17 protein-coding genes are annotated in these 25,304 nt (G+C 72.8%); 7 read left to right on the top strand and 10 right to left on the bottom strand.

Translation table 11 applies throughout. The annotated features are described in order from the left end of the window. Window positions 1-2: 2 nt before the first annotated feature. On the bottom strand, window positions 3-932 hold the full coding sequence (locus tag ACGFYQ_RS21805) for a LysR family transcriptional regulator (RefSeq protein ID WP_393746286.1): 930 nt from the start codon (window positions 930-932) through the stop codon (window positions 3-5). A 72-nt stretch (window positions 933-1,004) separates the two neighbouring features. Between ACGFYQ_RS21805 and ACGFYQ_RS21800 the strand changes: the two genes are divergently transcribed. Further along, on the top strand, window positions 1,005-2,465 hold the full coding sequence (locus ACGFYQ_RS21800; protein ID WP_393746284.1) for an aminotransferase class I/II-fold pyridoxal phosphate-dependent enzyme: 1,461 nt from the start codon (window positions 1,005-1,007) through the stop codon (window positions 2,463-2,465). Here the strand turns inward: ACGFYQ_RS21800 and ACGFYQ_RS21795 are convergent. Together ACGFYQ_RS21795 and ACGFYQ_RS21790 are read right to left on the bottom strand one after the other, a co-directional pair. Beyond that, entirely contained in the window at window positions 2,440-3,120 is a 681-nt protein-coding gene (locus tag ACGFYQ_RS21795; RefSeq protein ID WP_393746282.1) for a M15 family metallopeptidase, read from the bottom strand. The genes ACGFYQ_RS21800 and ACGFYQ_RS21795 overlap by 26 nt on opposite strands. A 43-nt stretch (window positions 3,121-3,163) precedes the next feature. After that, on the bottom strand, window positions 3,164-7,180 hold the full coding sequence (locus ACGFYQ_RS21790) for a tetratricopeptide repeat protein (protein ID WP_393746280.1): 4,017 nt from the start codon (window positions 7,178-7,180) through the stop codon (window positions 3,164-3,166). Window positions 7,181-7,363: 183 nt separating this feature from the next. Between ACGFYQ_RS21790 and ACGFYQ_RS21785 the strand changes: the two genes are divergently transcribed. The 4 genes from ACGFYQ_RS21785 to ACGFYQ_RS21770 all read left to right on the top strand — a co-directional run bounded on the left by ACGFYQ_RS21785 (window position 7,364) and on the right by ACGFYQ_RS21770 (window position 13,397). Beyond that, window positions 7,364-8,308, top strand: coding sequence for a nucleoside hydrolase (locus ACGFYQ_RS21785; protein ID WP_393746278.1), 945 nt, complete (start codon window positions 7,364-7,366; stop codon window positions 8,306-8,308). Window positions 8,309-8,514: 206 nt separating this feature from the next. Then, entirely contained in the window at window positions 8,515-9,642 is a 1,128-nt protein-coding gene (locus tag ACGFYQ_RS21780; protein ID WP_393746276.1) for a sensor histidine kinase, read from the top strand. Further along, window positions 9,630-10,304: a response regulator gene (locus ACGFYQ_RS21775; RefSeq protein ID WP_393746274.1), complete on the top strand. Its 675-nt coding sequence runs from the start codon at window positions 9,630-9,632 to the stop codon at window positions 10,302-10,304. Before ACGFYQ_RS21780 ends, ACGFYQ_RS21775 begins: the two co-directional genes overlap by 13 nt. Before the next feature lie 111 nt (window positions 10,305-10,415). Then, window positions 10,416-13,397, top strand: coding sequence for an AAA family ATPase (locus tag ACGFYQ_RS21770; protein WP_393746272.1), 2,982 nt, complete (start codon window positions 10,416-10,418; stop codon window positions 13,395-13,397). Here ACGFYQ_RS21770 and ACGFYQ_RS21765 read toward each other — a convergent pair. From ACGFYQ_RS21765 to ACGFYQ_RS21755, 3 genes are all read right to left on the bottom strand, one after another. Continuing rightward, window positions 13,394-14,914 (bottom strand): ATP-binding cassette domain-containing protein, encoded by a 1,521-nt coding sequence (locus ACGFYQ_RS21765; RefSeq protein ID WP_393746270.1) that lies wholly within the window; start codon window positions 14,912-14,914, stop codon window positions 13,394-13,396. The two genes, ACGFYQ_RS21770 and ACGFYQ_RS21765, sit on opposite strands and share 4 nt — an antisense overlap. Further along, complete coding sequence (gene lanKC, locus ACGFYQ_RS21760) at window positions 14,911-17,601, bottom strand: class III lanthionine synthetase LanKC (RefSeq protein WP_393746268.1); 2,691 nt, start codon at window positions 17,599-17,601, stop codon at window positions 14,911-14,913. Before lanKC ends, ACGFYQ_RS21765 begins: the two co-directional genes overlap by 4 nt. 103 nt (window positions 17,602-17,704) lie before the next feature. Continuing rightward, complete coding sequence (locus tag ACGFYQ_RS21755) at window positions 17,705-17,815, bottom strand: class III lanthipeptide (protein ID WP_393746266.1); 111 nt, start codon at window positions 17,813-17,815, stop codon at window positions 17,705-17,707. Between the two features lie 287 nt (window positions 17,816-18,102). Here ACGFYQ_RS21755 and ACGFYQ_RS21750 point away from each other — a divergent pair, with 287 nt between their 5' ends. Next, on the top strand, window positions 18,103-18,969 hold the full coding sequence (locus ACGFYQ_RS21750; RefSeq protein WP_393746264.1) for a YhjD/YihY/BrkB family envelope integrity protein: 867 nt from the start codon (window positions 18,103-18,105) through the stop codon (window positions 18,967-18,969). A gap of 42 nt (window positions 18,970-19,011) precedes the next feature. On the opposite strand, the gene ACGFYQ_RS21745 is transcribed toward ACGFYQ_RS21750, so the two are convergent. The 3 genes from ACGFYQ_RS21745 to ACGFYQ_RS21735 form a co-directional block, all read right to left on the bottom strand. Next, complete coding sequence (locus ACGFYQ_RS21745; protein WP_393746262.1) at window positions 19,012-20,229, bottom strand: DUF2254 family protein; 1,218 nt, start codon at window positions 20,227-20,229, stop codon at window positions 19,012-19,014. A gap of 216 nt (window positions 20,230-20,445) precedes the next feature. Next, complete coding sequence (locus ACGFYQ_RS21740) at window positions 20,446-21,732, bottom strand: pyroglutamyl peptidase (protein ID WP_393746260.1); 1,287 nt, start codon at window positions 21,730-21,732, stop codon at window positions 20,446-20,448. A gap of 124 nt (window positions 21,733-21,856) precedes the next feature. Beyond that, complete coding sequence (locus tag ACGFYQ_RS21735; protein WP_393746258.1) at window positions 21,857-22,447, bottom strand: cysteine hydrolase family protein; 591 nt, start codon at window positions 22,445-22,447, stop codon at window positions 21,857-21,859. A gap of 134 nt (window positions 22,448-22,581) precedes the next feature. On the opposite strand from ACGFYQ_RS21735, the gene ACGFYQ_RS21730 reads away from it, so the two are divergent. Continuing rightward, window positions 22,582-23,571, top strand: a complete 990-nt coding sequence (locus ACGFYQ_RS21730; RefSeq protein ID WP_393746256.1) for a GlxA family transcriptional regulator — start codon at window positions 22,582-22,584, stop codon at window positions 23,569-23,571. Here the strand turns inward: ACGFYQ_RS21730 and ACGFYQ_RS21725 are convergent. Then, window positions 23,568-25,112 (bottom strand): flavin-containing monooxygenase, encoded by a 1,545-nt coding sequence (locus tag ACGFYQ_RS21725; protein ID WP_393746254.1) that lies wholly within the window; start codon window positions 25,110-25,112, stop codon window positions 23,568-23,570. The genes ACGFYQ_RS21730 and ACGFYQ_RS21725 overlap by 4 nt on opposite strands. Between the last annotated feature and the right edge of the window lie 192 nt (window positions 25,113-25,304).

Genomic DNA, 25,304 nt, shown 5'->3' with positions numbered 1-25,304 from the left:
TATCACCGGGGCAAGACCCCCTGGGCCCACTGCGCCGTGATGCGTGCGGCCTGCCGGGTCAGGGCGGTGACCAGGTCGTGGGCGCTGCGGGACGCGGTCGGGCGCAGTACGGCGACACTGATCTCCCGGGCCAGCGGCGGACCCTCCAACGGGCGTACCACGAGGTCCTCGCGCGGCGCTCCTAGTGCGAGCCGGGGCACCAGCGCCACGCCGGTGCCGGCGGCGACGAAGCCCTGGACCACGGCGTAGTCGTCGCTGCGCAGCACGTGCACCGGTTCGAAGCCGTACTGCGCGCAGGCCCACGACAGCAGCCGGTCGCAGGGGTCGCGGGAATCGGCCGCGCCCACCCAGTCGTCGTCGCGCAACTCCTCCAGCGGTACCCGCTCCAGCCGCGCGCAGCGGTGGTCCTCCGGCATGACGAGCAGCAACGGATCGGTGAGCAGCGGATGCAGCTCGAACTCGTCCTCCAGGTCGAGCCGGTCACCCGGCTGGGAGAACACGAGCGCGGCCTGGAGCTCGCGTGACCGCAATCCGCTCAGCAGCGCGGGCAGTTCGCCCTCGGTCAGCGAGACGTGCACTCCGCGCTGGTGCAGGGCCTTCACGGCGGGCGGCAGCAGCAGGGCCCCGGCGGTGGGGAAGGTGCCGATGTGCAGGGTGCGGGCGCCGCGCTCGGCCAGACCGCGCACCTCGCGTTCGGCGAGCTGCAGCCGGGACAGCACGGCCTCCGCGTGCGGCAGCAGCGCCTCGCCCAGCTCGGTGAGCGCGGCGCCGCGCGGTCCGCGCTGAACCAGCCGGGCGTCGAAGTGGGCTTCGAGGACCGTCAGGTGGTGAGTGATCGTCGGCTGCGCGTAGTGCAGGGCACGGGCGGCGCCCGCCAGGGACCCCTCCTGCGCGATGGCCCTCAGGACGAGGAGGTGACGGAGTTCGAGCATATAGACACAGTATGGAGGTACCCAGAGAACTGCAGTATTCCTCGATGATCCGGGCGCTGCCACTCTGACGCGGTGAACAGCACCGCACAGCTCCGCGCCCCGTACGCCGACGCCCTGCGTTCCCACGCCGGGCGGGGCTGGCTCCGGCTCAACGTCCCCGGCCACGCCGCCGACACCGCCACCACCTCACCCCTCGTACGGGCCTTCGGAGCCGACGTACCGCTCCTGGACTTCCCGCCGCTGCTCGACGGGATCGACCTCGGTACGGACACGCCGATGGACGAGGCGCTGGCCCTGGCCGCGGCGGCGTGGGGAGCCCGGCGTACCTGGTTCCTCACCAACGGGGCCTCGCAGGGCAACCAGATCGCCTCGCTCGTCGCCCCGGCCCTCGGGCGCACCCTCGTCGTCCAGCGCAGCGTGCACTCCAGCGTCATCGACGGCCTGGTGCTGTCCGGGCTGGAAGCCGCCTTCGTCCACCCGTCCGTCGACACGGAGCAGGGCATCGCCCACGGGGTGACGGCGGCGGATCTGGCCGGCACCCTCGCCCGGCATCCCGACGCGGCCGCGGCGTACGTCGTCTCCCCGAGCTATTTCGGCGCGGTCGCCGACATCCGCGCCCTCGCCGACGTGGCCCACGCCGCGGGTGTGCCGCTGATCGTGGACGAGGCCTGGGGCGCGCACTTCGGATTCCATCCGGACCTGCCGGGCGGCGCGCTCGCCCAGGGCGCGGACCTGGTGACCTCCAGCACGCACAAGCTGGCCGGCAGCCTCACCCAGTCCGCGATGCTGCACCTGGCGCACGGCCCGTTCGCCGAGGTGCTCGAACCCCTCGTGGAGCGTGCCCACCGCCTCGTGCAGTCCACCAGCGCGAGCGCCCTGCTCCTGGCCTCCCTGGACCTCGCGCGGAGGACCCTGGTGAGCGGCCGTGAGGCCATCGGGGCCTCCGTCGGGGCGGCCGACAAGATCCGCGGAGTGATCCGCGCCCTCGGCCGGTTCGCCGTCGTCAGCGACGGCTTCGGCCGGTTCCCCGACATCGTGGCGGCCGATCCGCTGCGCATCGCCATCGACACCCGCGTCGGCGGGATCCCGGGCCACGAGGCCAGGCGACGGCTGTCGCGCGACCATCGGATCATGGTCGAGGTAGCCACCGATTCGGCGGTCGTCGCGGTGGTGGGAGCGGGCGCCTTCCCCGACGCGGACCGGTTCGTCGAGGCGCTGCACAGCCTGCCGTCCCCGCTCGGGGGCGCCACGGACGAACCGCTTCGGCTCTCCCTGCCCCGGCCCGGGCCCACGCGCCTCACCGCCCGGGAAGCCTTCATGAGCCCCACCCGGCTGGTGCCGGCGGCCGAGGCCGTGGGCCTGGTCTCCGCCGACACCCTGGCCGCCTACCCGCCGGGCATCCCCAACGTGCTGCCGGGCGAGGTCGTCACCGCGGAGACGGTGCGCTTCCTCCAGCGCACCGCGGCGGCGCCGGGCGGGCACGTCCGCGGCGCCGCCGATCCGGGTGTCACGCGTCTGCGGGTCGTCGGCTGAGGGGCGGCGGGGACGCGGGGCCGTAGAGAGCCGCGGGTGAGCCGGTGGTGAGGGCCCAGTAGCGGTCCCCGTAGGACCAATGCCACCACTCCGTGGGGTAGTTGACCAGGCCGGCGGCGGTGAGGGCGGCGCCGAGGATCTCCCGGTGCGCGCGGGCGGCGGGGCCGATGTCCGTGGCGTGGGTGTAGCAGGCGCCCGCGCTCTCCTCCGGGTCGGCGTTCACGCGGGTGCCGAGGTCGAGTTCCTTCCCGTACCCATCGGCGAGGGTCAGGTCCACCGCCGCGCCCGCGCTGTGCGGGGCGATCTCCGGAGGGGACACGTAGCGGCTCGCCATGGCGTACAGCTCCGCCTCCGGAAGGCCGGGGCGCTCGGCACGCAGTCCGCCGAGGTACTCCTCGAAGTACCGGCGCTGGAGGGCCGGCGGCCGGTACCCCTCGACGAACAGCAGGCGCAGGCCGCCGGGGAGCAGTTCCTGGGCGTGCAGCAGCCGTTGGAGTACGCCTTCCCGCAGCAAGGCGTAGGAGCCCGCCTCGTCGGCCTTGCGGGGGTCGACCAGCAGGAGCCCCTCGTCCCGTACGTCGACGAGGGGCTCGCCGCGCTCCCGGACGGCTATCGCGGACACCTTGGGGTCCGCCATCAGGATGATCTCGTTCATGGCCGGATCGTCCCACCGTCCGGATCCGGCGCGGGTAAGGGCTTCAGTCGGGCCGGCGGATTCCCCAACGCCTCCGAGTCTTGGGCCCGGTGGCCCGGCCTGTCGCGAACAGCGGGCCGCGGAGCACCTCGACGGCGTCCGTGTCGCCCGCGGCCGCGGCGCGCCGGTACCACTCCTCGGCCTCTCCCCGCCGGCCGGTGCGCAGCAGCACCAAGCCCAGGTTGACCATGGAGTTGACGTCGCCCGCGTCTCCCGCGCGCCGCAGCCACGGTTCGGCCTCGCGCAGCCGGCCGGCCTCGCAGAGCAGGCCGCCGAGCGGGCCCGCGGCCTTGACCTCCCCGGCTTCGACCGCGCGCCGCAGCCACGACTCGGCCTCCCCGGACCGGCCGGTCCTGTCCAGCAGGAGCCCCAGGTTGATCATCGAGCCGGCGTTCCCGGCATCGGCGGCGCGCCGCAGCCACGGTTCGGCCTCCTGCAGCCTGCCGCTCTCGCACAGCCGGGTGGCCAGGGCGGCGGTGGCGAGGAGATGACCGGTTTCGGCGGCGCGCCGGTACCACTGCTCGGCCTCGTCCGCCCGCCCGGTGTTCTCCAGCAGGACGGCGATGTCGTACAGGGCGCGGTCGAACCCGGCGTCGACGGCACGCCGGTACCACTGCTCGGCCTCCTCCATCCGGCCGCCCCGGTACAGCAGGGTGCCGAGGTTGCTCATCGAGGCCGCGTCACCGGCTTCGGCCGCGCGCCGCAGGAACTGCTCGGCCTCTCCCGCCCGGTTGCCCTCGTACAGGATGACGCCCAAGGCGCTGGCGGCCCGGAGGTGGCCCGCCTCGGCGGCGCGCCGGAACCACTGCTCGGCTTCGTCCGCCCGGCGGGTGGATTCCAGCAGGACGCCGAGCTCGTACAGGGCGGCGACCTCACCCGCGTCGGCGGCCCGCCGCAGCCAGGGCTCGGCCTGGCCCTTCCGGCCGGTCCTCGCCAGTTGTTCGCCGAGCCGGCCCATGGCCCTGACGTCGCCTGCCCGGGCGGACCGCTCCAGCCACGACTCGGCTTCATCGGCCCGGTCCATGAGCAGCAGGGTTCCGGCCAGCAGGGCGATGCCCGTGGGGTGGCCCGTTTCGGCGGCGCGCCGGTACCACGGCTCGGCCTCCTCCAGCCGCTCGGCCTTCGCCAACAGGTACCCGAGGTCGATCATCGCGGGTACGTGACCGGCTTCGGCCTCGGCCCGGAAGACCCGTTCGAGCTCCTCGGTCTCGCGCGGGCCCCCGCCTCCCGCCTTAGCCCGCTGCTTGGCGGCGCGGATTCGGTACTCGCTCGCTTCGTCGGTACGGCCGAGCCGCGCCAGCAGGTCGGCGAAGATGTCGTAGCCGCCGAGCAGGTCGTCGGTGAACTCCTCCGGATCGTGCTCGGAGAGATCGCGGTAGATCAAGGCCGCCCGGGCGGCCGCCACGAGCGCGTGGTCGAGATCGGTGTCCAGTTCGCTCCTGACCAGCGCGAAACCCGTCAGGGCACGGGCCAGGCCGGGGAGATGGGCATCGCGGTCGGCCTGGACCAGCTCCTCGCACAGGTCGACGGCCCATCGGGAGTGGTCCAGGGCCTGCGCCCGCCTCCCGGCTCGTGCCAGGTCTCCCGCGTGGTTGCGCTGTGCCACCGCCAGGCCGGGCAGGTGGATGCCGGGGTCTGCGGCGCCCTCCGCCGCCTTGTGCCACACCTCGATGGCGCGTCGGGACCACTCCAAGGACTCCGACCCGCGCTTCCCGGCCTTCCACAGGTGGCCCACGTGGGTGGTCAGTGCCTCGGCCAGGTCGGGCAGGTAGGCGTGGCTGGTCTCGGCCAGCATGCGGAAGTTCTCGACGGCCAGTTCAGAGCTTTCCACGGCTTCCGACGGATGCCCGGCGGACGACAGCCGGATCGAGTCGTTGTACAACAACCGGGTCATCATGGGCCAGTAGGCCTCCGGATCGGCCTCGGCCAGGGTCCAGTAGTGGTCGCCGGCCCGCCTGGAGTGGTTCCGGGCCTCCTCGTGCCGTCCGGCTTCCGCCAGCAGGGTGGCGTGGTTGGCCAGTGCCCCCGCCAGCGACGTGCGGTAGGTCTCCGGGGCGTCGCGCGACAGCGTCTCCAACAAGTCGACGGCGCGCTGGGAGGCGTCCTGAGCCTCCGCCCGACGCCCGGCGTGCACCAGCCTGTTCGCGTGATTGGCCAGCGCCTCGGCCAGGAGCGGCAGGTGTGCCTCGGGGTCGGCCCGGGCCAGTGCGCCGTAGCGGTCGACGGCCTTTTGGGAGTGGTCCAGGGCATCCTCGTGCCGCCCGGCGTGCGCCAGATCGATCGCGAGGGCGGACAGCGTCCCCGCCAGATCGCGCGAGTGGGTCTCCGGGTCGGCCCGGGCCAGTTCGCCGTAGAGGTCCGCTGCCCGCTGTGCGTAGTCCAGGGCCTCCGCCCGCCGCCCGGCGTTGCGCAGTTTCATCTCCAGGTGCCGGTACAGCCGGGCCCGTTCGGCGTCGGTGGAGCCGGGCTCGGTGAGGGCGGCGAAGCGCATGGCGACGGCGGCGAGGCCGGCGTCGAGGTTGATGTGCGGCAGCACGCCCACCTTGGCGAACGCGGCGGCTTCGATGGCCCTGAGGACGTCCCTGTCCGCCCCGTCGATACCGGCGACGGCCACCAGTGCGGCGCTGCCGGCGTCGATGGCTATGTCCGCCCTCTCCCGCAGCAGGGGGAAGAGGACCTTCTCGCCGAGGTGGGGCCACCGGTCGGCCGCCGAGGCCAGCAGGGTGACGGCGCGCGGGGCGCACGCGGCGGTGCCGGGCGAGGTCAGCAGCGCCTTCGCAACCCCCGTCGCCCAGGGGTCCGCGCGGTATCCGGTGACAGCGTGGCCCGGCACGGTCAGGGCCAGGAAGTCCTCGGCCAGCCGGTCGGGATAGAGCGGTTCGAGCACGCTCTGCGGGTCGAGTGGCGGGTAGCAGCGCGCGTGGTCGCGCAGCAGGGACCGTACGGTCCCGGGCGCGGTGGCCACGGCGGCCCGCTCCAGCGCCGCCGCACCGTCCTCCCAGGTCGACGCCCCGGTCAGGGAGGCGACGAACGCCACGCTCGCCATGTCGTCCGGTGAGGTACGGAAGTCCAGCCCGGCCGCGGCGTTCTCGTACAGCCGTCTCCAGTGCTCGTGTTCCCGTTCCAGCAGATAGGCCGACAGGCCGGCCGTGTCATGCGGTGGCCTGCGGCCGTGGACGTGCGCGTCGACGGCGACCAGGGCGGCCATGTGCACGGTGAGGGTGAGCCCGAAGGCGGGGTGTTCCAGAGGGAGGGACGAGGGGGCCGTGGCGGCGTCGGGCCGCCGGTACAGCTCGGAGAACCTGGCACGGGCGGCGGCGAACACGTACTCCCGTCCGCCGGGGTCTCCGGGCAGGGCCGCCAGCTCCCGGTCCGAGGTCGCGGCCCGGTCGCCGATCATCGACTTCACCGCGGGCCACGCGTGGGCGGTGCGGGCCAGCAGCAGCACGCGCACCGGTGTCCGCCGCCCGGAGCCGCCGCCGAGCACGCTGTTCGCGAACAGCCAGGCCAGGTCCCGCAGGGGCCAGCGGTCGGCGTAGTCCACCAGGACCAGGAGCCCGCGGCGGTCCCCGACGCGGCCGTCATGGCTGCCCCCGGACTCCGGGACCACCGCGCCGCCGTGCCGGGCGACGATCGTCTTCCAGCCGCGCCGGGCGGAGGTCGCGGCCAGCTCATCGGCCAACCGGGTCTTGCCCCGCCCGCCGGGGCCGTGCAGCCAGCGGACCGCCAGGCCCCCGTCGCCGCCGTCGCGCCAGTCGGCCAGCTCGCGCAGTTCGGCCTCGCGGCCGGTGAAGGGCACGACCGCGTTGCCCGCGTTGAGCAGCCGACTGGGCTGCCCGGCCCACGCGGGGTCGGGTTCCCCGGCCGGCGGCTGGTGCTCCGTCAGGAGGTACACCGGCCGGCCGTCGCCGTACACGTGCACGTCCGCGTGGATCGCACCGTACGCGAACCCGCCGAAGGCGTAGACGTTCTGGACGATCGTGGCCTGTCCCTCACCGTCCGGTAAGCCGGGAGCGGTCACCTCTGCCCTCCGTGTCCTGTCGGGGGAGCGGCCTAGGCGGCCACCTCCTGCCCGACGCTACGAGGCCGCCCCGCCGCGACGCAGCCGGATCGGCAAAAGACCCGCGAAGATCGACCGGAGTACGCGGCGCGGGGCGAACGGGCAGACTGGTGGCTCGAATGCCCGAGATGTCGAGGAGTGAGCGTGCCCGTTCCGATCATCATCGACTGCGATCCCGGCCACGACGACGCCCTCGCGATCATGCTGGCGGCGGGCGATCCCGCGGTCGACCTGCTCGCGATCACCACGGTCGCCGGCAACCAGACGCTCGCCAAGACGACCTTGAACGCGCGCCGCGTCTGTACGGTCGCGGGCATCACCGGCGTGCCCATCGCGGCAGGCTGCGACCGCCCGCTGCTCCAGCCGCTGGTGGTCGCCGACGACGTCCACGGAGAATCGGGCCTGGACGGGCCGCGGTTCCCCGAACCCACCGTGGACGCGGTCCCCGGACACGCGGTGGACCTCATCCACCGGATCCTGACCACGCATCCGGAGCCCGTCACCCTCGTACCGACCGCGCCCCTGACCAACATCGCCCTGCTGCTGACCCGGTATCCGGACGTGGTCCCGCACATCCGCGAGATCGTCCTCATGGGCGGTTCCACCGAGCGCGGCAACCGGACCCCGGCCGCCGAGTTCAACATCCGGACCGACCCCGAGGCCGCGGACATCGTCTTCCGCAGCGGTGTGCCGATCACCATGTGCGGCCTCAACGCGACCCACCAGGCGCTCGCCACCCCCGAGGTGCTGGCGCGTTTCGAAGGGCTCGGTACGGATCTCGGGCGCGTCTGCGCCGAGTTGATGACCTTCTTCGCCTCCACCTACCGCCGGCTGTGGGGCTTCCCGAGTCCGCCGCTGCACGACCCGGTCGCCGTCGCCCGCGTCATCGATCCGGACATCGTGCGCTGCGTCCCGGCGGGCGTGGTCGTGGAGCTGCGCGGGCAGTACACGCGCGGGGCGACGGTCGTCGACCTCCACCGGTCCCTGGATCTACCGGAAAACGCGCAGGTCGCGGTGGCCGTGGAGGCCGGCCTGTTCTGGGACCGGATGCTCGCCGCGGTGGCGGCGCTCGGCTCCCGGACCGCCTGAAGCGGTTTCCGGATACCACTCTCCGCATGTACATGCTGGGGCACAATGCGTGACGTCAGTGACCATTTGTGGGCAGCGTGGCCCCCCACACCGTTTCGCACGGGATGACTCCGGGGTCCTGCGGTGCCCCGGTTCGGGGAGGCGTGGTTGTGGCGGTGGGTTCCTTACCGATACGGCGGTTACGGGTACGGCGGGGGACGACGGAAGTGGGGTCGGGACTGCAGCGCGCCCAGTCCTTCATGATCGTGGCCACCTCGCTCTACCGGGCGAGCCATCTGACCGTCGGCGTCCTCGCGGTGGCCCAGCGCCAGCGGGACCTTCCCCTGCAGTACGTGGGGCTCGCCACTGCCCTGGGGCTGAGCGCGCTGGGCTACGGCACGGCCCGGAGGCGAGGCTGGTTCGACCGGCGGCACGTCTGGGCGGACGTCCTGGTCGTCGGGTGCGCGCTGCCGTACGCCCTCATCGCGTGGGGCGGTGTACGGGAGCCCGCCCTGCTCGCCTGGGCGATGCTGCTCGGCGGGTCGGCGAGCGCCGTCGCGGCCATCGCCCTCGAACGGTCCCACGCCCTCGCCGCCATCGCGCTCCTCGTGGTGACCCACTTCCTCGGCTACCGGGCGGTGAACGCGAACCCCGCGATCGTCGTCGGCCACATCAGCTCGCTGCTGTCCTCGGCCGTGATGGTCTGGGTCTTCTGGTGGTACCTGCGCCGCCAGGGACGTCTCCTCGACGAGGCCAACGCCCGTGCGCTGGCCGCCGAGGCGCACAAGGCGCGCTACGCCGAGCGGCTGGAGCACCACCGGGCGCTGCACGACACCGTCCTCGCCACGCTGACCACCCTCGCGGCCGGCGGGGTCGACGCCAACGCCCCCGAGGTGAGGGAGCGGTGCGCCCGCGAGGCCGCGTACCTGCGCCGGCTGATCCAGCAGACCGCCGACGAGGTCCACCACCGGGAGATCGGTGCCGCCTTGGAGGAGGCGGTCGGGTCCGTGGAGAGCCTGCAACTGCGGGTCACCGCCCAGTACCACGACCTGCCGAAGGTGCCGCCCGAGGTCGCCGCCGCGTTCGGGGACGCGGCGCGCGAGGCCCTCAACAACGTACGGCGGCACGCGGGCACCGGGCACGCCTACCTCACCGCGACCGGGGACACCGACGGGCGTGGGGGAGCGGTCGTCACCGTCGTCGACCAGGGTCCCGGTTTCGACCCCGAGCGGTGCGTGCCCGGCCTCGGGCTGCGCGGTTCGGTCCGCGGCCGGATGGCGGAGGTGGGCGGCCGGGCGACCGTGGACACCGCCCCCGGCGAAGGGGTAAGGGTGGAGCTGAGATGGCCCGGGTGATCGCCGTCGCGGTGGTCGACGACGACCGGATGCTCCTCGACGGCATGCGGGCCTGGCTGGGCGGGGTCCCGGAGCTGCGGCTGGTGGCGACCGCGGCCACCGTCGGGGAGCTGCTCGGGACGCCGGACACGGAACCCCCGTACGGGCCGGGCGGGTCGGCGTACGACCCGCCCGACGTGGTCCTCCTCGACCTCGCGCTGCGCGACGCCTCCGCCCCCGCCGACAACATCCGGCGGCTGTTGCGTTCCGGAAGCCGGGTCCTGATGATCAGTACCGTCCCGGACCGCTCCCGGATCATCGAGTCGGTCCGGGCGGGCGCCGACGGCTACCTGACCAAGGACAACGACCTGCCGACCCTGGTCGCCGCGATCAAGGACGTCGCGGCGGGCCGGGGCGCCCACTCCGTGGAACTCGCCTTCGCCTGCGCGCACGACAACGGTCCCGCCCGTCCCCGGCTCTCCCCCCGGGAGCGGCAGATCCTGCTCGACTACGCCTCGGGGCTGACCCTGAAGTCCGCCGCCCGGCGCGCGGGCATCACGGTCTACACGGCCAAGGACTACCTGGACCGGGTCAAGGCCAAGTACCAGCAGGCGGGCCGCCCCACGCACACCAAGGTGGACCTGGCCCGGCGGGTACGCGAGGACAGCCTCGAAGGGGGCTGACCACCCGGCGCAAGCCCCCCAAACGGGCGGCTGTCGGCAAGGACCGCCCCCTCCCTATCGTCGTCCCCGGCGGCGTCGGGGAAGGCCCGCCGGGGGTGGGGGGATGAGCCGGTGTCCGACTTCTGGCCGACCTTGACGGACGACGTGTTCCGCACCGCGACGGGCCCCGACGGCCGTCAACCGGGACGGGGGGAACTCCTCGGCCGGGAAGCCGAGATGGGGGAGGTGGCAGCCTCGCTGGCCGCCGCCCGGTCGGGGCGGGGCGGAGCGGTCTTCGTCACCGGCGAGCCGGGCGTCGGCAAGACCCGGCTCGCCGCCGAGGCCGTCGCCGCCGCGGGGGAGGCGGACATGGTCACGGCGCAGGGGCGGGCGAGCACAGTGGGCTCGCCCGTCCCGTACCGGCCGCTGGTCGAAGCGCTGCTCTCGCTGGCCCGTGCCGGCCTGCTGCCGGACCCGGCCGAGCTGGGCCGCTACGGGCCGGTCGTCGCACGCCTGCTGGCCGACACCGGGGGCCCGGGAGGCGCCGCCGCGTCACACCTCGTGGTCGCCGAGGCGGTGCTGCGCCTGATCGCCGTCATCGGACACCGGCGGGGCTGCCTGCTCGTCCTCGACGACCTGCACGACGCCGACGCCGGGACGCTCGCCGTCGTCGAGTACCTGCTGGACAACATCGGGCAACAGCCCGCCGTGCTCCTGCTCACCGCGGGGCGCGAATCCTGCGTGGCGACCGAGCTGGCCGCGCGGGCCCGCCAGCGCGGGGCGGCGGCGATCCTCGACCTGCGCCCCCTCGGCCGCGCCGACGTGCACGACCTCGTCGCGGCCGAGCTGGGACTCGCCCCGGCCGAGGTCGGCCCCGAGCTCGTCGAGCGCGTGCTGGGCGGCAGCGCCGGGATCCCGTTCGTGGTCAAGGAGCTCGTCCAGGACCACGGCCCGATGGACGGCGGCGCCGTCGGCGGCAGCCGGACGAGCCGGACGCGGACCGTCCCCCTCGCCGTCCCCGCCTCCGTCGCGGACAGCGTCCGGCGCCGGGCCGAGCAGCTCGGCCCGCCCGGCGTGGAATTCCTGGGCATGGCCGCCCTGTTCGGGCAGCGCTTCCCGCTGCCGGTGCTGCAGCACGCGCTCGGCTGTCACCACAGAGAGCTGTCCGCGATCCTGCGCGCGGGGGCCGCGTCGTACCTGATCGTGCCGGACGGGTCGAGCGCGCACTGGTACGCGTTCCGGCACCGGCTGGTCGCGCGGGCCCTGCTGGACGACCTCGGACCGGGTGAGCGCGCCGGGTACGCGACGAGGGCGGCGCGCGCCCTGGCCGAGCTGCACCCGGGGCTGCCCGGAGCGTGGTGCGCGCACGCCGCCGGGCTGTACGGGCACGCGGGCGACACCCCGGAGGCCATCCGCCTGTACTGCGAGGCGGCGGGGCGGGCGATGACCGAGGGCTCGGTGGAACGGGCGGTGGCGCTGCTGACCCGGGCACACCGACTCGTCGACCCGGGTACCGCACCCGAACCGCACGCCACGGTGCTGGAGCAACTGCTCGACGCCGTCACCTGCTCGGCCCGGTTCGACCGGGTACCGGCGCTGGCTGCCGGCCTGGAAGCCCTGGGCGGCGACCACGGCGTACCCGCGCAGCGCCGGGCCGGGCTCCACGCACGACTCGCCGACATCGCCACCCTGATGGGGCGGCCGGCGGAAGCCCACCGCCACGTCGACATCGCCCGCTGGCTGCTCGGCGGCAGCCCGGCGCCCGCCCACGCCGCCCTCGTGGACCTCGCCGCGGCGCACGTGGAGCTGAGCCGGTTCGCGCCCGACCGGCTGGCCACCGCAGCCGGGTTCGCCCGCCGGGCGGCGGACGCGGCCCAGCGCGCCGGTCTGCCGGACGTGGCCTGCAGAGCTCTGCTGGTGCTCGGGGAACTGGCCTGGGAGCGGGACGAGCCGACCGCGACGGCACACTTCACGCGTGCCTGTGCGATCGCCCACGCGCGCCGGCTCCCCGTACTCAGGGTGTCCGCCGAGACGTACCTGGCCAGGATCGCGGCACGGCGCGACGGCCGGTCCGCCCGGGTCGAGCAGGCCCGGCAGGAGGCCCTGCGGATGGGCGTACTGCCCCTGGCGCAGGAGACCGGTTTCGTCCTCGCCCTGGACCAGATCCAGCGCGGCGCGTTCGAGGCGGCCCGGGACCGGATCCACGAGGGACTGGCCGAAGCGACGCGGCTGCGGCTGGGCCGGGCCCAGTCCCTGCTGCGGCTGGCCGACGCGGTGCGCTGCGCCCACCAGGGCCGGCGCGCCGAGATGCAGGAGGCGCTGGAGCTGCTGGCCCCGCTCATCGACGCCGCGCCGGGCCTGCGGTCCATGGCGTACGGGCTGGCGCGGGCGTTCTGTTCACTGCTGGAGGAGAGACACGACGCCGCCGAGCAGGAGTTCGCACAGGCCCTCGCGTACGACGCGGAGAATCCGGCGACCGGCGAGTTCGGCAAGCACGGCGTCATCCTGCTGCTGGGGGTGCTGGCCGGGCGCATGGGCCGACGGCACTACACGGGCGTGGTGGAGGCCGACGTCAGCGGTACCCGCTGGAACCGCCAGTTCACCGGCCTGGCACACGCCGTACTGCTGGGCCGCGAGGGCCGCTCCGGCGAGGCGACGGCCGCCGCGGCCGGGGCGCTGGAGGCGGCCGAGCTCTACCCCGTGGCGCGCCACCTGTGTCTGCGTCTGGTCGCGCGGTCGGCGTACGAGGACGGGTGGGGCGCGCCGGTCGACTGGTTGCGCGAGGCGGAGGAGTACTTCCACGGCGCCGGCCTCCCGGCGGTCGTCGGCGCCTGCCGGGCCCTGCTCCGCGGGATGGGCGCGCCGGTCCGGCAACGGCGCACGGGCACCGAGCAGGTGCCGCCGGACCTGCGCCGGTGCGGCATCACCGTCCGCGAGTTCGAGGTGGCCCGGCTGCTCGCCGAGCGGATCGGCAACAAGGACATCGCCGGCCGGTTGCACATCTCGCCGCGCACCGTGGAGAAGCACGTGGCGAGCCTCCTCCAGAAGACCGGCCACCCCAACCGGTCGGCCTTCGCCTCGGCCGCCCGCGACCTGGTCATGCGACCCGTCTAGGACAGCGCGGGCGTCCCCGCCAAGGTCGCCACCCGGTCGAAGCGGCCGTCGAGATCCTCGTCCCCGTGGTGCACGACGAGCAGGGCGCGGCCCTCGGTCCGCTCCCGCAAGGTGCGGAGCACCAGGTCCCTGCCGTTCTCGTCGAGGTTCGAGAACGGCTCGTCGGCGAGGTACACGTCCGCGTCCTCGCACAGGAGCGCGGCGACCCCGACACGTTGGCGCTGGCCGGACGACAGCTCCGAGGGCAGCTGGGCGGCCAGGGCGTCCAGGCCCATCGAGGTGCGCACTCGCTCGTCGGCGACCAGTTCGCGCACCGGCAGCGGCGGCAGGTTCACCGGACTGGTCAGGCTCACCACCCGGGGCGGCAGGATCACCGCGCCGGCGTCGGGGGCGAGCGTCCCGGAGATGATGTGCAGGAGCGTGGTCTTCCCGCAGCCGTTGGGGCCGCGGAGCAGCACGTGCTCGCCGGCGCGCAGCTCGAAGTCGTCGATCGACACCTCGGCGCCGTCGCCGTACCCGACCCGGGCGCCGCGGACCAGCACCACGGATCCCTCGTCGTGGTACGGCGCCCGGCGCGAACCGCGCAGCGTCTCGATCCGCTTGAGGACGGCGGAGTTCCGGCGGACCTGCGGAATCATGTTGATGAGGTCGAAGATCCCGGTGACGGCCCGCCACAGCGAGTTCACGAACGCGAGGAAGCTGCCGAAGGACATCCTGCCCGAGAAGACGAAGAAGGCTCCGATGACCATCGAAGCAGTGTCCGACAGGTTCATGACCAGGTCGCTGAGGGTCCGCTGCTTCAGCGACAGCCGGTAGTTGACGAAGGTGATGCCCAGGAATCCGCGCAGCGCGTCCTGGTTCGCCGCGCGGGTGCCGGGCAGCAGCGACGGCAGGCCGCGCAGCGCGTGGAAGGACTCCAGCGTGCGGGTCAGCTTGTTGATGTACCGCGCCTCCGCCTCGCGTTCGGGTTCGGTGTTGTCCTCGATCCGCTTGGCCAGCCGGTTGCTCACGAGCACCAGCGGCGGCACGATGACCAGCAGGATGAGGCTGGCCTGCCAGGACAGGTACAACAGCACGCCGAGGAAGACGACCGACGCGACCGTCTGCCGGGCGATGCGGATGCAGACGTCGACGGCCGGCAGGACGCCCTCGGAGACGTCGTTGTGGATGCGGCTGACGTAGGAGGCGTTGCCCGCCTCCGACACCGTGCGGCCGTCCAGGCCGAGCGTGCGGCCCAGCAGCTCCGTCTCCAGCACCAGCGTGAACGCGTTCTCGTACCGCTTGCGCCACCAGGAGACCCAGTAGCCAGCGAGGTTGAGGGTCAGGCCGAGCAACAGGTAGCAGGCGCCCAGCACGAGGAACCTGCGGAAGTCCGCGGTCAGGATCGCCTGGTCGAACAGGGCCTTGAGCAGGAGCGGGTGCAGCAGGGCTTCGAGCCCGCCGGTGGCGGCCTCGGCGGCGAGGATCACGACGAACGGCGCCCGGTGACCCCGCAGGGTGCGCCACAGCTGGTTCACCGGGCCGCCTCGTCGAGCAGGAAGTCGGCCGGACCGCCGCTGTTCACGCGGTGGAGCACCCGCAGCACGCCCGCCGAGCCCGTCAGGTAGTCGGTGGAGCAGCGCAGCAGCCCCTCACCGGGGACGCCCAGCAGGGTCTGCCCGTCGCGGCGCGGCACCGCGAAGTGCTCGGCGGGTTCGAACAGGAACACCTTCCGGACGAAGTCGAGCTGGCGCAGCGCGGTGTCGCGGTACGAACGGTCGCCGGTGAACCGGGCCGCGTCCAGCAGCGCGTCGGCGACCCCGCTCATGCCGAAGGCGTATCCCGGCAGCACCGAGTGCCTGACGTCCAGCCCGCGCAGGACCGTTCGCGCGGAGTCGAGGTCGCCGTAGCGCAGCAGCACCTGCACCACGCCCGCGGACCCCACCTCGATGTACGGCTCCATGGTCCCTTCGTGCTCGAACATGATCGGGCTGCCCTCGACATCGGCGTCCAGCGGCTTGGCATGGGCCATCTCCCAGGCGAGCGCGTCCCGCCCGAGCCGCAGATAGCGTTCCTCCCCAGTGACCTGGTGCATCCGCAGCAGGAACATCGCCACACCGGCCTGGCCGAAGCCGAGGCCCGTCAGCGGTTCCTCGGTCGCGAACTCGTTCAGCCAGTAGGCCTGTCCGCCGTCACGGTGCGCGGAGTCGCACAGCGCACGCGCGCACCCCGTCGCGGCGGCGAGATCGCGCGGGTCGCGGCCGTGCAGGAAGAAGCGCAGATTGGCCATCCCCAGCCCGGAGAGGCCGTAGTAGAAGGTGTGGTCGCCGGTCTTGGGCGCGCGCCGGTTGGCCTGTGCCAGCAACTCCCTGGCCTGGGTCCGGAGCCCGAGCGAGTCGGCCGCCCAGGCGATGCCGGCCAGACCGTTCATGAGGCCGTCCGGGTACTCCGCCACGTCCATGCCGGCCAGCTTGTCGCGCAGCCAGTCACGCCATTCGGGCCGGATCGGGACACCGGAGGCGTTCAGCGACCACAGGACGCCGCTCGCCCCGAAGCCGAGGCTCAGCGGGTTGGTGACGTGCGCGAACGGGTCCACGGGGAAGAGCGATTCCCGGTCGGGGTCGGCGACGGCGCCGACGAACGCGGCCACCCCGGCCTCGGCCTCCACCAGCCCGAGCCGCTCCTTGACGACCGGTCGCGGCGGTGCGTCCCGGACCTGCCCGAGCAGCTCCTCCTCGTCGTCCAGGGCTTCGAGTACCTCGTCGAGGGTGATCCGCGCCTGTGCCAGGTCGGTGAGCAGCCGGTGGATCCGCTCCGGCCAGCCCAGACCGTCGATGAAGATCCGGTACGCGTCGAGGACGTCCTCGCGCAGGTACGACATCGCCGCGATCGGGAAGATGAAGTACGCCATGGTGTTCGCCAGGCCGTACAGGTCGCCCTCGGTTCCGAACGCCTCGAAGCGGCTCCGGGACAGGCTGAAACCCGGTGTGAAGAGCTCGACCGGCTTCTCCAGCGACGCCTCGCCGCCCCCGCCCCCGGCCAGTCGGCACGCCTCCAGGTCGACGATGGTCACCGCGTAGGTGTCGGGGTCGATGAGGAGGTTCGCGGGGGTGAAGTCGCCGAGGATCACCTGGCGCTCGTGGGCGGCCCGGATCGCACGCGCCAGCCCGCGGAAGACGGCGATGAAGATCTTCAGGAACTCCCGCGACTGCTCGATGTCGAACCCCGGCCGCGCGAGCGGATTGCGTTCGAGCAGGACCGAGCGGATGTCGGAGCCGTCGATGAACTCCTCGGCTATGTAGTGGTGCTCCCAGTGCTGGAACAGGGCGATCGGAGCGGGATACGAGCCGACGTCGGCCAGCCGGTTCAGGAACATCCACTCCCGGGCGAGGATGTCCACGGCGTCGTGGTCCTGACGCGGGTTGATGTTGGTGTGCGGGCGGGCCTCCTTGAGCACCACCGGCCGGTCGCCGTCCGCCGTGTCCTCGGCCGTGTACACGCCGCCGCTGTTGGAGAACTGGAGCGCCCCGGTCACCCGGAACCGGCCCCCGAGCAAGCCGTCCTCCTCACCGTCGTCGGCGGGCTTCCAGTCGGTGAACGGCCAGGGCACCCACCACGGCTGTGCGGAACCGGGGCGCCGGTCGTCCGGGACGGCTCCGTCCGGTCCGTCGATGTGCGGCACCCGCCGGCCGAGGACGTCGACGGTGTGGGCGGGGAGGAACTGGCCGTACCGGAAATAGAGCGCCTTGTTGTCGCGGTACCGCAGGTCCGACAGGACGTAAGCGCCCTCGGCGCCCTCCAGGATGCGGGCCAGGTCGGCCAGGCACGCCCGGAACTCGTCGTCGTCGCGCGGGTAGACGGTGACGAGCTTGCCGCCGCTGCCCCGGGACATGGCCTTGGAATTGAGCATCTCGAACACGTTGAGGTCGAGAGCGATCTTGAAGTCGATCTCGTGTGCCACGAGATGTCCGATCACCGAGGAGGCGACCTCGCGCACGTTGTGCTGACTCGCCGACACGTGGATCTTCCAGCCCTGCGCCGGCAGGGCCGGGTTGTGCCGATGGCTCCACCAGATGCCGCTGCGGACGAATCGCGCCCGCACCCGCTCGTCGAGTTCGGCGAGGAAGTGGTCGGCCCTCGGCTCGTAGTCGACGTCGAGCGGGTCGAAGAACAGCGTGTCGTTCCAGGCGAAGAGGAATCGGTAGACCCATCGTTCGTTGCGCATCTCAGCCTCTGTGTTCGTCCGGGGGCCGCCGCCGGCAGCGGCTGATGAGAATGGCGGATCCGTGCGGGGACGCAGCGCGTCCTCGCACGGATCGCCGTCAGGGTTACACCGGCTTGCTGTCGCAGCAGGTGCTGCTGCTGCTCGTGATGCTGAGGACGGCAGTGCTGCTGGTCGTCGCCACGGGCTGCAGGTTCTGGAGCTTGAGTACGCTCATCGGGGTCACCTCCTCGGAGGTCGAGTGGAGTCGGGTTCCGTACCGGCCGGCCGATCGGCATGCCCGAGTCAACGCCATGCACCTGACACGCACATGGGAGTTCCGCCCCCATAATTTCCGCGCGCGGCCCCCAGACAAGGGCCGGCCCGGGCAGGGGCGAATGGTGGTGGTCCCACCCTGCGCGCCCTCCGGCGCGGCGGAAATGCCGGACATTCCCCTCTCCCGCATTCTTCTCATGGAGAGGTAGCCGCAGCCGGCCGGCGCCGCCCACGGAAGGAGCCGCCACCGTGCCCGGACCGCAGGCCCCACGGCGCCGGTTCGTCGTGCCGGGCTGGATGCGCAAGTACACGCCGATCCTGGGCCGGACCCTCGAACAGCTCACGGCCGTCAACGTGCTGGACTGCGCCACCCGGATGGCGGCGCAGGCCTTCCTCGGCGCGATCCCCGCCATCTTCGTCATCGGCGCCGTCGCCCCCGACTGGGTCCAACAACAGCTGATCTCGACGATCAGCACGACCCTGGGCCTAACGGACCCCGCGCTGGACGAGGTGCGCGAGGTGTACGACGCCGGCAGCGCCACGGCCGTCGCGAGCACCGGAGCCGTGGGCGTCGTGGTGACGCTGCTGTCCGCCACCGCGTGCAGCCGCGCCCTGCAGAAGACGTGCGAGCGGTCCTGGCACCTGCCCAAGGCCGGAGCCCGGCTCACCGCCTGGCGGTGGGTGGCCTGGCTCGCCGTCTGGCTGGCCGCCCTGATCTTCCAGGGACCGATCCAGGACGCCTTCGGCGTCGGCCGTGCCCTCGGCGCCGTCATCGCGCTGGTCAGCGGCACACTGCTGTGGTGGTGGACCCAGCACCTGCTGCTCGGCGCCAGGGTTCCGTGGCTGCCGCTGCTGCCCGGTGCGACCCTCGTCGCCGTCGGGGCGCAGGCGGTCACCTGGGGTTCGAGGTACTACGTGCCCCGCGCCGTGGACCACAGCCTGGAGCAGTTCGGCGGCCTCGGGCTGGTCTTCGTCCTGCTGTCGTGGCTGATCGGGTTCTTCATCGTCGTCACGGTGGGCATCGCCGTGGGCTACGTACTGGTCCACGAGCCGCTCCCGGCGCGCTGGCTGGGAACTCCCGCCGACGCGCCCGAAGGGACGGACACCCGGCGGTGAGCCGGAGGTGACCCGGCGGCGACCCGGCGGGGGAGGACCGGCTCATCCGGCAGGGGGCGACGCCTCGTTCATCTCCTGCCACAACGAGGAGAAGCGGCCGCTCAAGCCGTCCTCCACCCACGTCAGCCGACGCGCCAGCAGCGCGTGACAGCGAGGGTGGACCCGGGCCCGCAACCGCCCCAGCAGCGTCCGGACGCGGATCAGCACCATCGGGGAGCCCATGGCGGCGTGGATGACGTCGTCCACGCCGGTCCGGAGGAAGTCCTCCCAGCCCGGCAGCGGGACCACGACCCGTACCGCGCCGTCGGCGTCGCCGATGTGCCGCGGGCCTCCCCGCGCCCCGGCGGACCGGCTGAGCAGGTCCTCGATGCCGTCGAGAGCCTGGACCGCGGTGGCGGGATCGTTCACCGCGGGGGAGAGCGCCCTCAGGGCGATGTCGGCGAGCAGCCGGAAGGCGAGCATCGGGTCCTGGTCGAAGGTCCGCTCGTCCCCGGCCACGAGGCCGCGGAGTACGGCGGAGGCCGGGAGCTCCCCCTCGTGCACATCGGCGAGGGCGGTTCCGTGCCGCAAGGTGGCGCCCGGGATCTCACGCAGCACGATGACGGCGTCCGCGGCCCGCGCGACGCCGAGCAGCAGCTTCACGTCGACCTGCTGCAGCACGGCCGGAGCGTGCGGCCAGGTGACCGTCGAGCGGACCGGGGGCAGGGGCGCCGAGGAGGGCGCCCGGCTGCCCGCCGGGTAGAGGGAGTCGAGGATGACGCGGCCCCGTTCGGTCACCGAGTAGAGGACCGGTCCCAGCTGGATCGAGGCGAAAGCCCTCAGCAGCAGGTTCCGCAGCATGACGAGCATCGTGAGCAGCAGCAGTCCGGCGATGGCGGGTACGGCCACCGGGACCACCGTACGGGTGCCCATGGTCAAGGCCGCCGTGACACAGAATGCGGCCAGGCCGAGGGCCGAGGCGAAGGTCCGCCAGACCACCGGCGCGTCCCGGAACAGGGTCAGGCGCGGAGTGAACGTGGTCGCCGCCCACTGCACCACCAGGAACAGCATCGAGAAGATGATGGTGGTGGCGCCCAGCAACCCGAGGCCGACCGCCATCAGCAGGTCCACCACCGGCTGGCTCGCCGTGACCGGGCCGGTGCCGATGTGGGGGACCGCGAGCCCCAGGCCCAGCCCGATCAGCACGAAGAGCAGCTGGGTGAGGCCGGCACGCAGGCGTCGCCGTCGAGGGGGGATCGAGTGGGCCACGGCGGGGGTCATCGTCCCTCCAGGAGCGACAGCGCACCGGCGGCCGAGAAGCCGAGCACGGCGTACGGGCCGGCGAGCCTCCATTGGACACGCACCGCGGCGACCTCCGCACCTTGGACTGCGCTCACCGGACGAGCCGTGATCACCCTCTTCGGGTGATCACGACCGTCGTCCCCCCGTCACTCGTGGGCGGCTGCCTCCGGGGCGGGCGCGAGTACGGCCCCGGTCTCAGGGCCGGACGGCGGCGCGTTCGAGGACCGCGCGGACCTCCGAGGCGATGGCGCTCTCGTTGCCTTCGAACTCCGGGCCGGTCAACAGCTGCGGATCCGTCGGCAGGCCGGTGAGTACGGGGGTGTGCAGATGGCCGCCGGGCAGCCGCGGGGCGAGTTCGCCGCGCAGCCGGTTGGAGCGGTAGGCCACCTCGTTGGACAGGTAGCCGCCCCCACCGCCAGCCACGGCCCGCGACCCGGGGGTCGGGCCGTCCTCCCGGTCGACCGGCTCCGTCCCGCCGGCCGGTATCTCGGTGACGGCGGTGTTCAGCAGCACCGGGTACGGCGTTCGGACAGTGTCCGTCACCGCGTCCGCGGGCAGCGTGGTGCGGATGAACTCGGGGCCCGCGCCGAGGCCGGGGGCGGCCACCGGGTGGCTACGGGTGCCCCCGGAGAGGGAGCCGGTGTTGTCGGGGTAGGGATCCGCCGACCGGGCCCGGCCCGCCCACGCCTCCAGGGTGAAGATGCCGGGGTAGCCCTGGCTGACGGTGGTGATGAGGTCCGCCGATCCGGGACCGCCGGCCGTCAGGCGGGGGGTGAACGCCCGCTCCACGATGCCGGCGTCGAAGTCGGCGTACCGCACGGGGAGGACGACCGCGCGTATCTCGGCCGCGCTGCCGTCGGCGAGGGTCACGCGCCTGCCGTTCAGCTGGAGGGCGGCCGAGCCGGAAGGATTGGCGCGGCGGATCTCGGTGTCGAGCCCGAAGGGGTCGAAGCCGCTGATGAAGACGCGCCGTACGCCCGGCGCGCTGGTGAAGCCGTTGTCCGTGAGGCCGCGGGAGGCGTCCTCGAAGCGGGCGCGCAGCGCGGGACGGTCGACCGGGAATCCCGGTTCCCAGCGGGCGAGTGCGGCGGTCATGGCCAGCCGCGCCCAGTACAGCGGCCGGTCGTCGCCGGTCGCGAGATCGCCGCCGGGCCGCCGTCCCTGGGCCCGACGTACGGATGCCTGCCACAGCGCCTCGCCCCACACGTCGAGCAGCCGGGCGGCCTCGGCGGGTCCCCGGGCGCCGCACAGCGCGGCGGGAAAGCGCTGTACGAAGCTCGCCAGCCCGCCCCGCTCGACGAGCGCCGAGGTCCGGGGATCGGCGAGCCGTGCCTGCTCGGGGTCGAGGGCTACGGAGGTGGAGGTGGACGGGGACGTGGAACAGGAGGAACCGTCAGCCGCGTGCGCGGGGGCGGCGATTGCCGTCGGAAGGAAGGTGGCGAGGAGGACCGCGGCCGTCGCGGCACGACGTAAGAGCATCATGCGATGTGACATTACATAGCCGTTATGGGCCCCACCAGGCGTCTTTTGCCCATTGCCCATCACGGCTCGCCGCCGCCGGAACCGCCGCCGCCACGCCCACGAGCTGTTCCGGTTCTGCCGGTGCTCAGCTCATGGACGACCCGGACGGCACGACGACCCCGTACAGATCGGCGATCGTCGCGAGCGCACTGTGGTGGATCTGTTCGGCGGTCAGGTCGGCGACCGCCGACCGCAGAGGCCGGGTCGCGCAGGCGTCGGCGACCACCGTGGGCCGGTTGCCCCGCAGGAACGCTCCTTCCGCCGTGAAGGTCACACACATGTGGGTCATGAACCCGACGACGATGACGTTCTTGTTGCCGGCGGCGTCGACGTGCTCGCCCAGGTCGGTGTCGACGAACGCGTTGGGAACCGTCTTGACGACGACGGGTTCGCCCTCCACGGGAGCCACGTCGGGGTGGATCCGGCCGATCTCGGTCTGGATGTCGTACGGGGTTCCCACGCCGCCGTCGTTCACGACATGGATGACCTTCGCGCCGGCCTCCCGGGCCCGGGCCAGCAACGCGGCGGCGGATTCGAGGGCCGGCTGCCATCCCGTCAACTCCATCACGCCACGGGTGTAGGTGTTCTGGTAGTCGACCAGGATCAGCGTGGCGTCGGCCGGCGAGGCCGGAGTCTGATCGAAGCCGTTGAGCTCACGCAGGGTTGTCGTAGCCATGGAAATACCCTCCACGGGCGTCGTATCGAAAGGGGGCGGCCATCACGCGGTGGCTGTGTATGGAACGCTACGACCCACCAGATGTGTCGGCAATGTCATCCAACTTGCAGATACGGACATCCCGTGGAGATCACTTGAGTACCGTCAAACGCTTCATCGTCGTCATCCTCTTCGACGGCGTCGACCTGCTGGACGTCACCGGCCCTCCGGAAGTGTTCTCCCTGCTGCAACGCGAGGTGGACGACGCCACGGGTTACGACGTGGTCCTGGCAGCCGAGACCAAGGACCCCGTCACCACCTCCGCCGGGGTGCGCGTCCTCCCCGACCTCACCTTCCAGGAGGTGTCGGGGAGGAGCATCGACACCCTCCTGGTGCCCGGCTCGGTCGAAGTCGACGGCCAACGGCGCGTACGCGCCGTCACCGATGCCGCCGTGGTCGACTGGGTGAGGACGCTCGCCGGCACGTCACGGCGTGTCGCATCCGTCTGTGTCGGGGCGCACATCCTCGCGGCCGCCGGGCTGCTGGACGGCAAGCGCGCCACGACCCATTGGTCGACCGCGCAGCAACTCGCCGCCGATCACCCTTCGATCGAGGTCGACGCCGATCCGATCTTCATCCGCGATCAGGACGTGTGGACCGGCGCGGGAATCAGTGCCTGCCTCGACCTGTCACTCGCCCTCGTCGCCGACGACTTCGGCGAGGTCGTCGCGCTCCGTGTCGCCCGGCAGCTCGTGATGTACCTGAAACGGCCGAGCGGGCAGAGCCAGTTCAGCGTCCCGCTCGAACCCGTCTCGACGACCCGGCGCATCGAAGACCTCCGCCTCCACATCACGCGGAACATCGCCGAGCAGCTCACGGTCACCGATCTCGCCGGGCACGCCCACGTGAGTGAACGCCAGCTCACCCGGATCTTCAAGACCGAACTCGGTATGACCCCGGCCGCGTACATCGAATCGGCCCGTGTCGAAGTGGCCCGCAATCAGCTCGAATCCACGGACGCCACCCTGGAACGCATCGCGTCCACCTGCGGTTTCAACACGACCGACACCCTCATCCGCGCGTTCCGCCGGAAACTCGACACGACACCGACGGAATACCGCAACCGATTCCGGTCCCCCGTCTAACGCTCCCCGTGCGCCGGAGCCACGCGCTCCTCGCTGGGCGGTCCCGGTTGAGCGGGCAGGGACACGGGGTGGACCGGCGGGCCCCAGGTGTACGACGCCGGGTCGAGGCGGCTCAGCCGGCGGACCAGGCGTCCGGTGGACCAGGGCCAGGCGAAGGTGTTGCGTCCGCCGGAGGAGAAGTAGTAGCTGGTGCAGCCGCCGGAGTTGTACACCGTGGTCGCGAGCGCCTCCTGTACCGAGGCGTTGTGCGCGGCCTGTGCGGCGTGGTGGACCTCCAGGGAGCGGTGTCCGCCGCGGTCGAGGTGGGCGAGGGCGGAGACGAGGTAGTCCAGTTGGGCTTCCAGGACGGTGATCGCGGAGGTGGAACCGCCGAGCAGGTTCGGCCCCAGCAGCAGGAAGAGGTTGGGGAAGCCGCTGACGGTGGTGCCGAGGTAGGCCTGCGGCCGGCCTCCCCAGGCTTCGTCCAGGGTCCGGCCGTCCGTGCCGTGCAGGGTTCGGGCCAGCGGCAGCTGACCGACGCGGAAGCCGGTGGCCTCGATGAGTACGTCGGTCCGGACCGCGGTGCCGTCGGCTCCGACGACCTCGTTGCCGCGTACGGCGGTCACCGCGGTGGGGTGAAGGCGTACGTGCGGCTGGGCCAGAGCGGGGTAGAAGGTGCTGGACGTCAGCAGGCGCTTGCACCCCAGCCGGTAGTCCGGCGTGAGGTCGCGGCGGAGCGTCCGGTCGGGGACGGCCAGGCGCAGGTGGGCGCGGGCCCCGGCCTCGAGGAGGCGGGCGACACGGGGGTGGCGGAAGGCGTAGCCGAAGCCCTCCTGGAGTGCGTACTGGCCGCCGCGCAGGGCGGTACGGGCGCCGGGCAGGCGGTCGAGCAGCCGGTTGAGCGCGGCGGGGAGCGGCAGGTCGGGCTTGGGCAGCACCCACTGCGGTGTGCGCTGGAAGAGGTGCACGGCCGCGGCCCGGGCCTGGACGGCCGGGACGACCTGGACGGCCGACGCTCCGCTCCCCACCACGGTCACCCGGCGCCCGGTCAGGTCCACGCCGTGGTCCCAGCGGGCGGTGTGGAGCACGGGCCCGTCGAAGTCCTCGATCCCCGGCACGTCGAGGCGGTGCGGGACGTGCCAAGGCCCGGTGGCCACCACCAGCACGGCGGCGCGACAGAGCCCGTCGCTGGTCTCCACCAGCCAGCGGCCCGCCTCCTGATCCCACCGGGCGCCGCGTACCCGGACGCCGCAGCGCAGCATGTCCCCGATCCCGTAGCGCTCGGCCGTCGCCTTCAGATAGGCATGGATTTCCGGCTGCCCGGCGAAGACCCTGCTCCAGGCGGTGTCCGGGGTGAAGGAGTAGCTGTAGAGCGTCGAGGGCACGTCGCAGGCGGCGCCCGGATAGGTGTTCTCCCGCCACGTGCCGCCGAGTTGCGGCCCCTGCTCCAGGATGAGCACGTCGCGGAACCCCGCTTCGCGCAGCCGGATGGCGGCACCGATCCCGGAGAAGCCTGCTCCGACGACCAGGACACGCACGTCCTTCGGCGGACGGACCTGCATCAATGTGTCTCTTCTCCTGTCACGGGTGCACGCTCCCTCGCACCGGGCACCCGATGATCCTGAACGGAGAACACCCGCCGCACATGCACCACCCGCACCATCAGAAGGTGAAGAAACCTCACACGCTGCGGTTCTCCCCCGACTCCGGCCGGGGCACCGTCACTCGAAGGAAGCAGGGCCGTACGTCTCTTT

Origin of the sequence: Streptomyces sp. NPDC048258 (genome assembly GCF_043201995.1) — a bacterium.
Classification (GTDB): domain Bacteria; phylum Actinomycetota; class Actinomycetes; order Streptomycetales; family Streptomycetaceae; genus Streptomyces.
The sequence above is the reverse complement of the archived record's forward strand: the minus strand, read 5'-3'. Positions and strand labels throughout refer to the sequence as shown.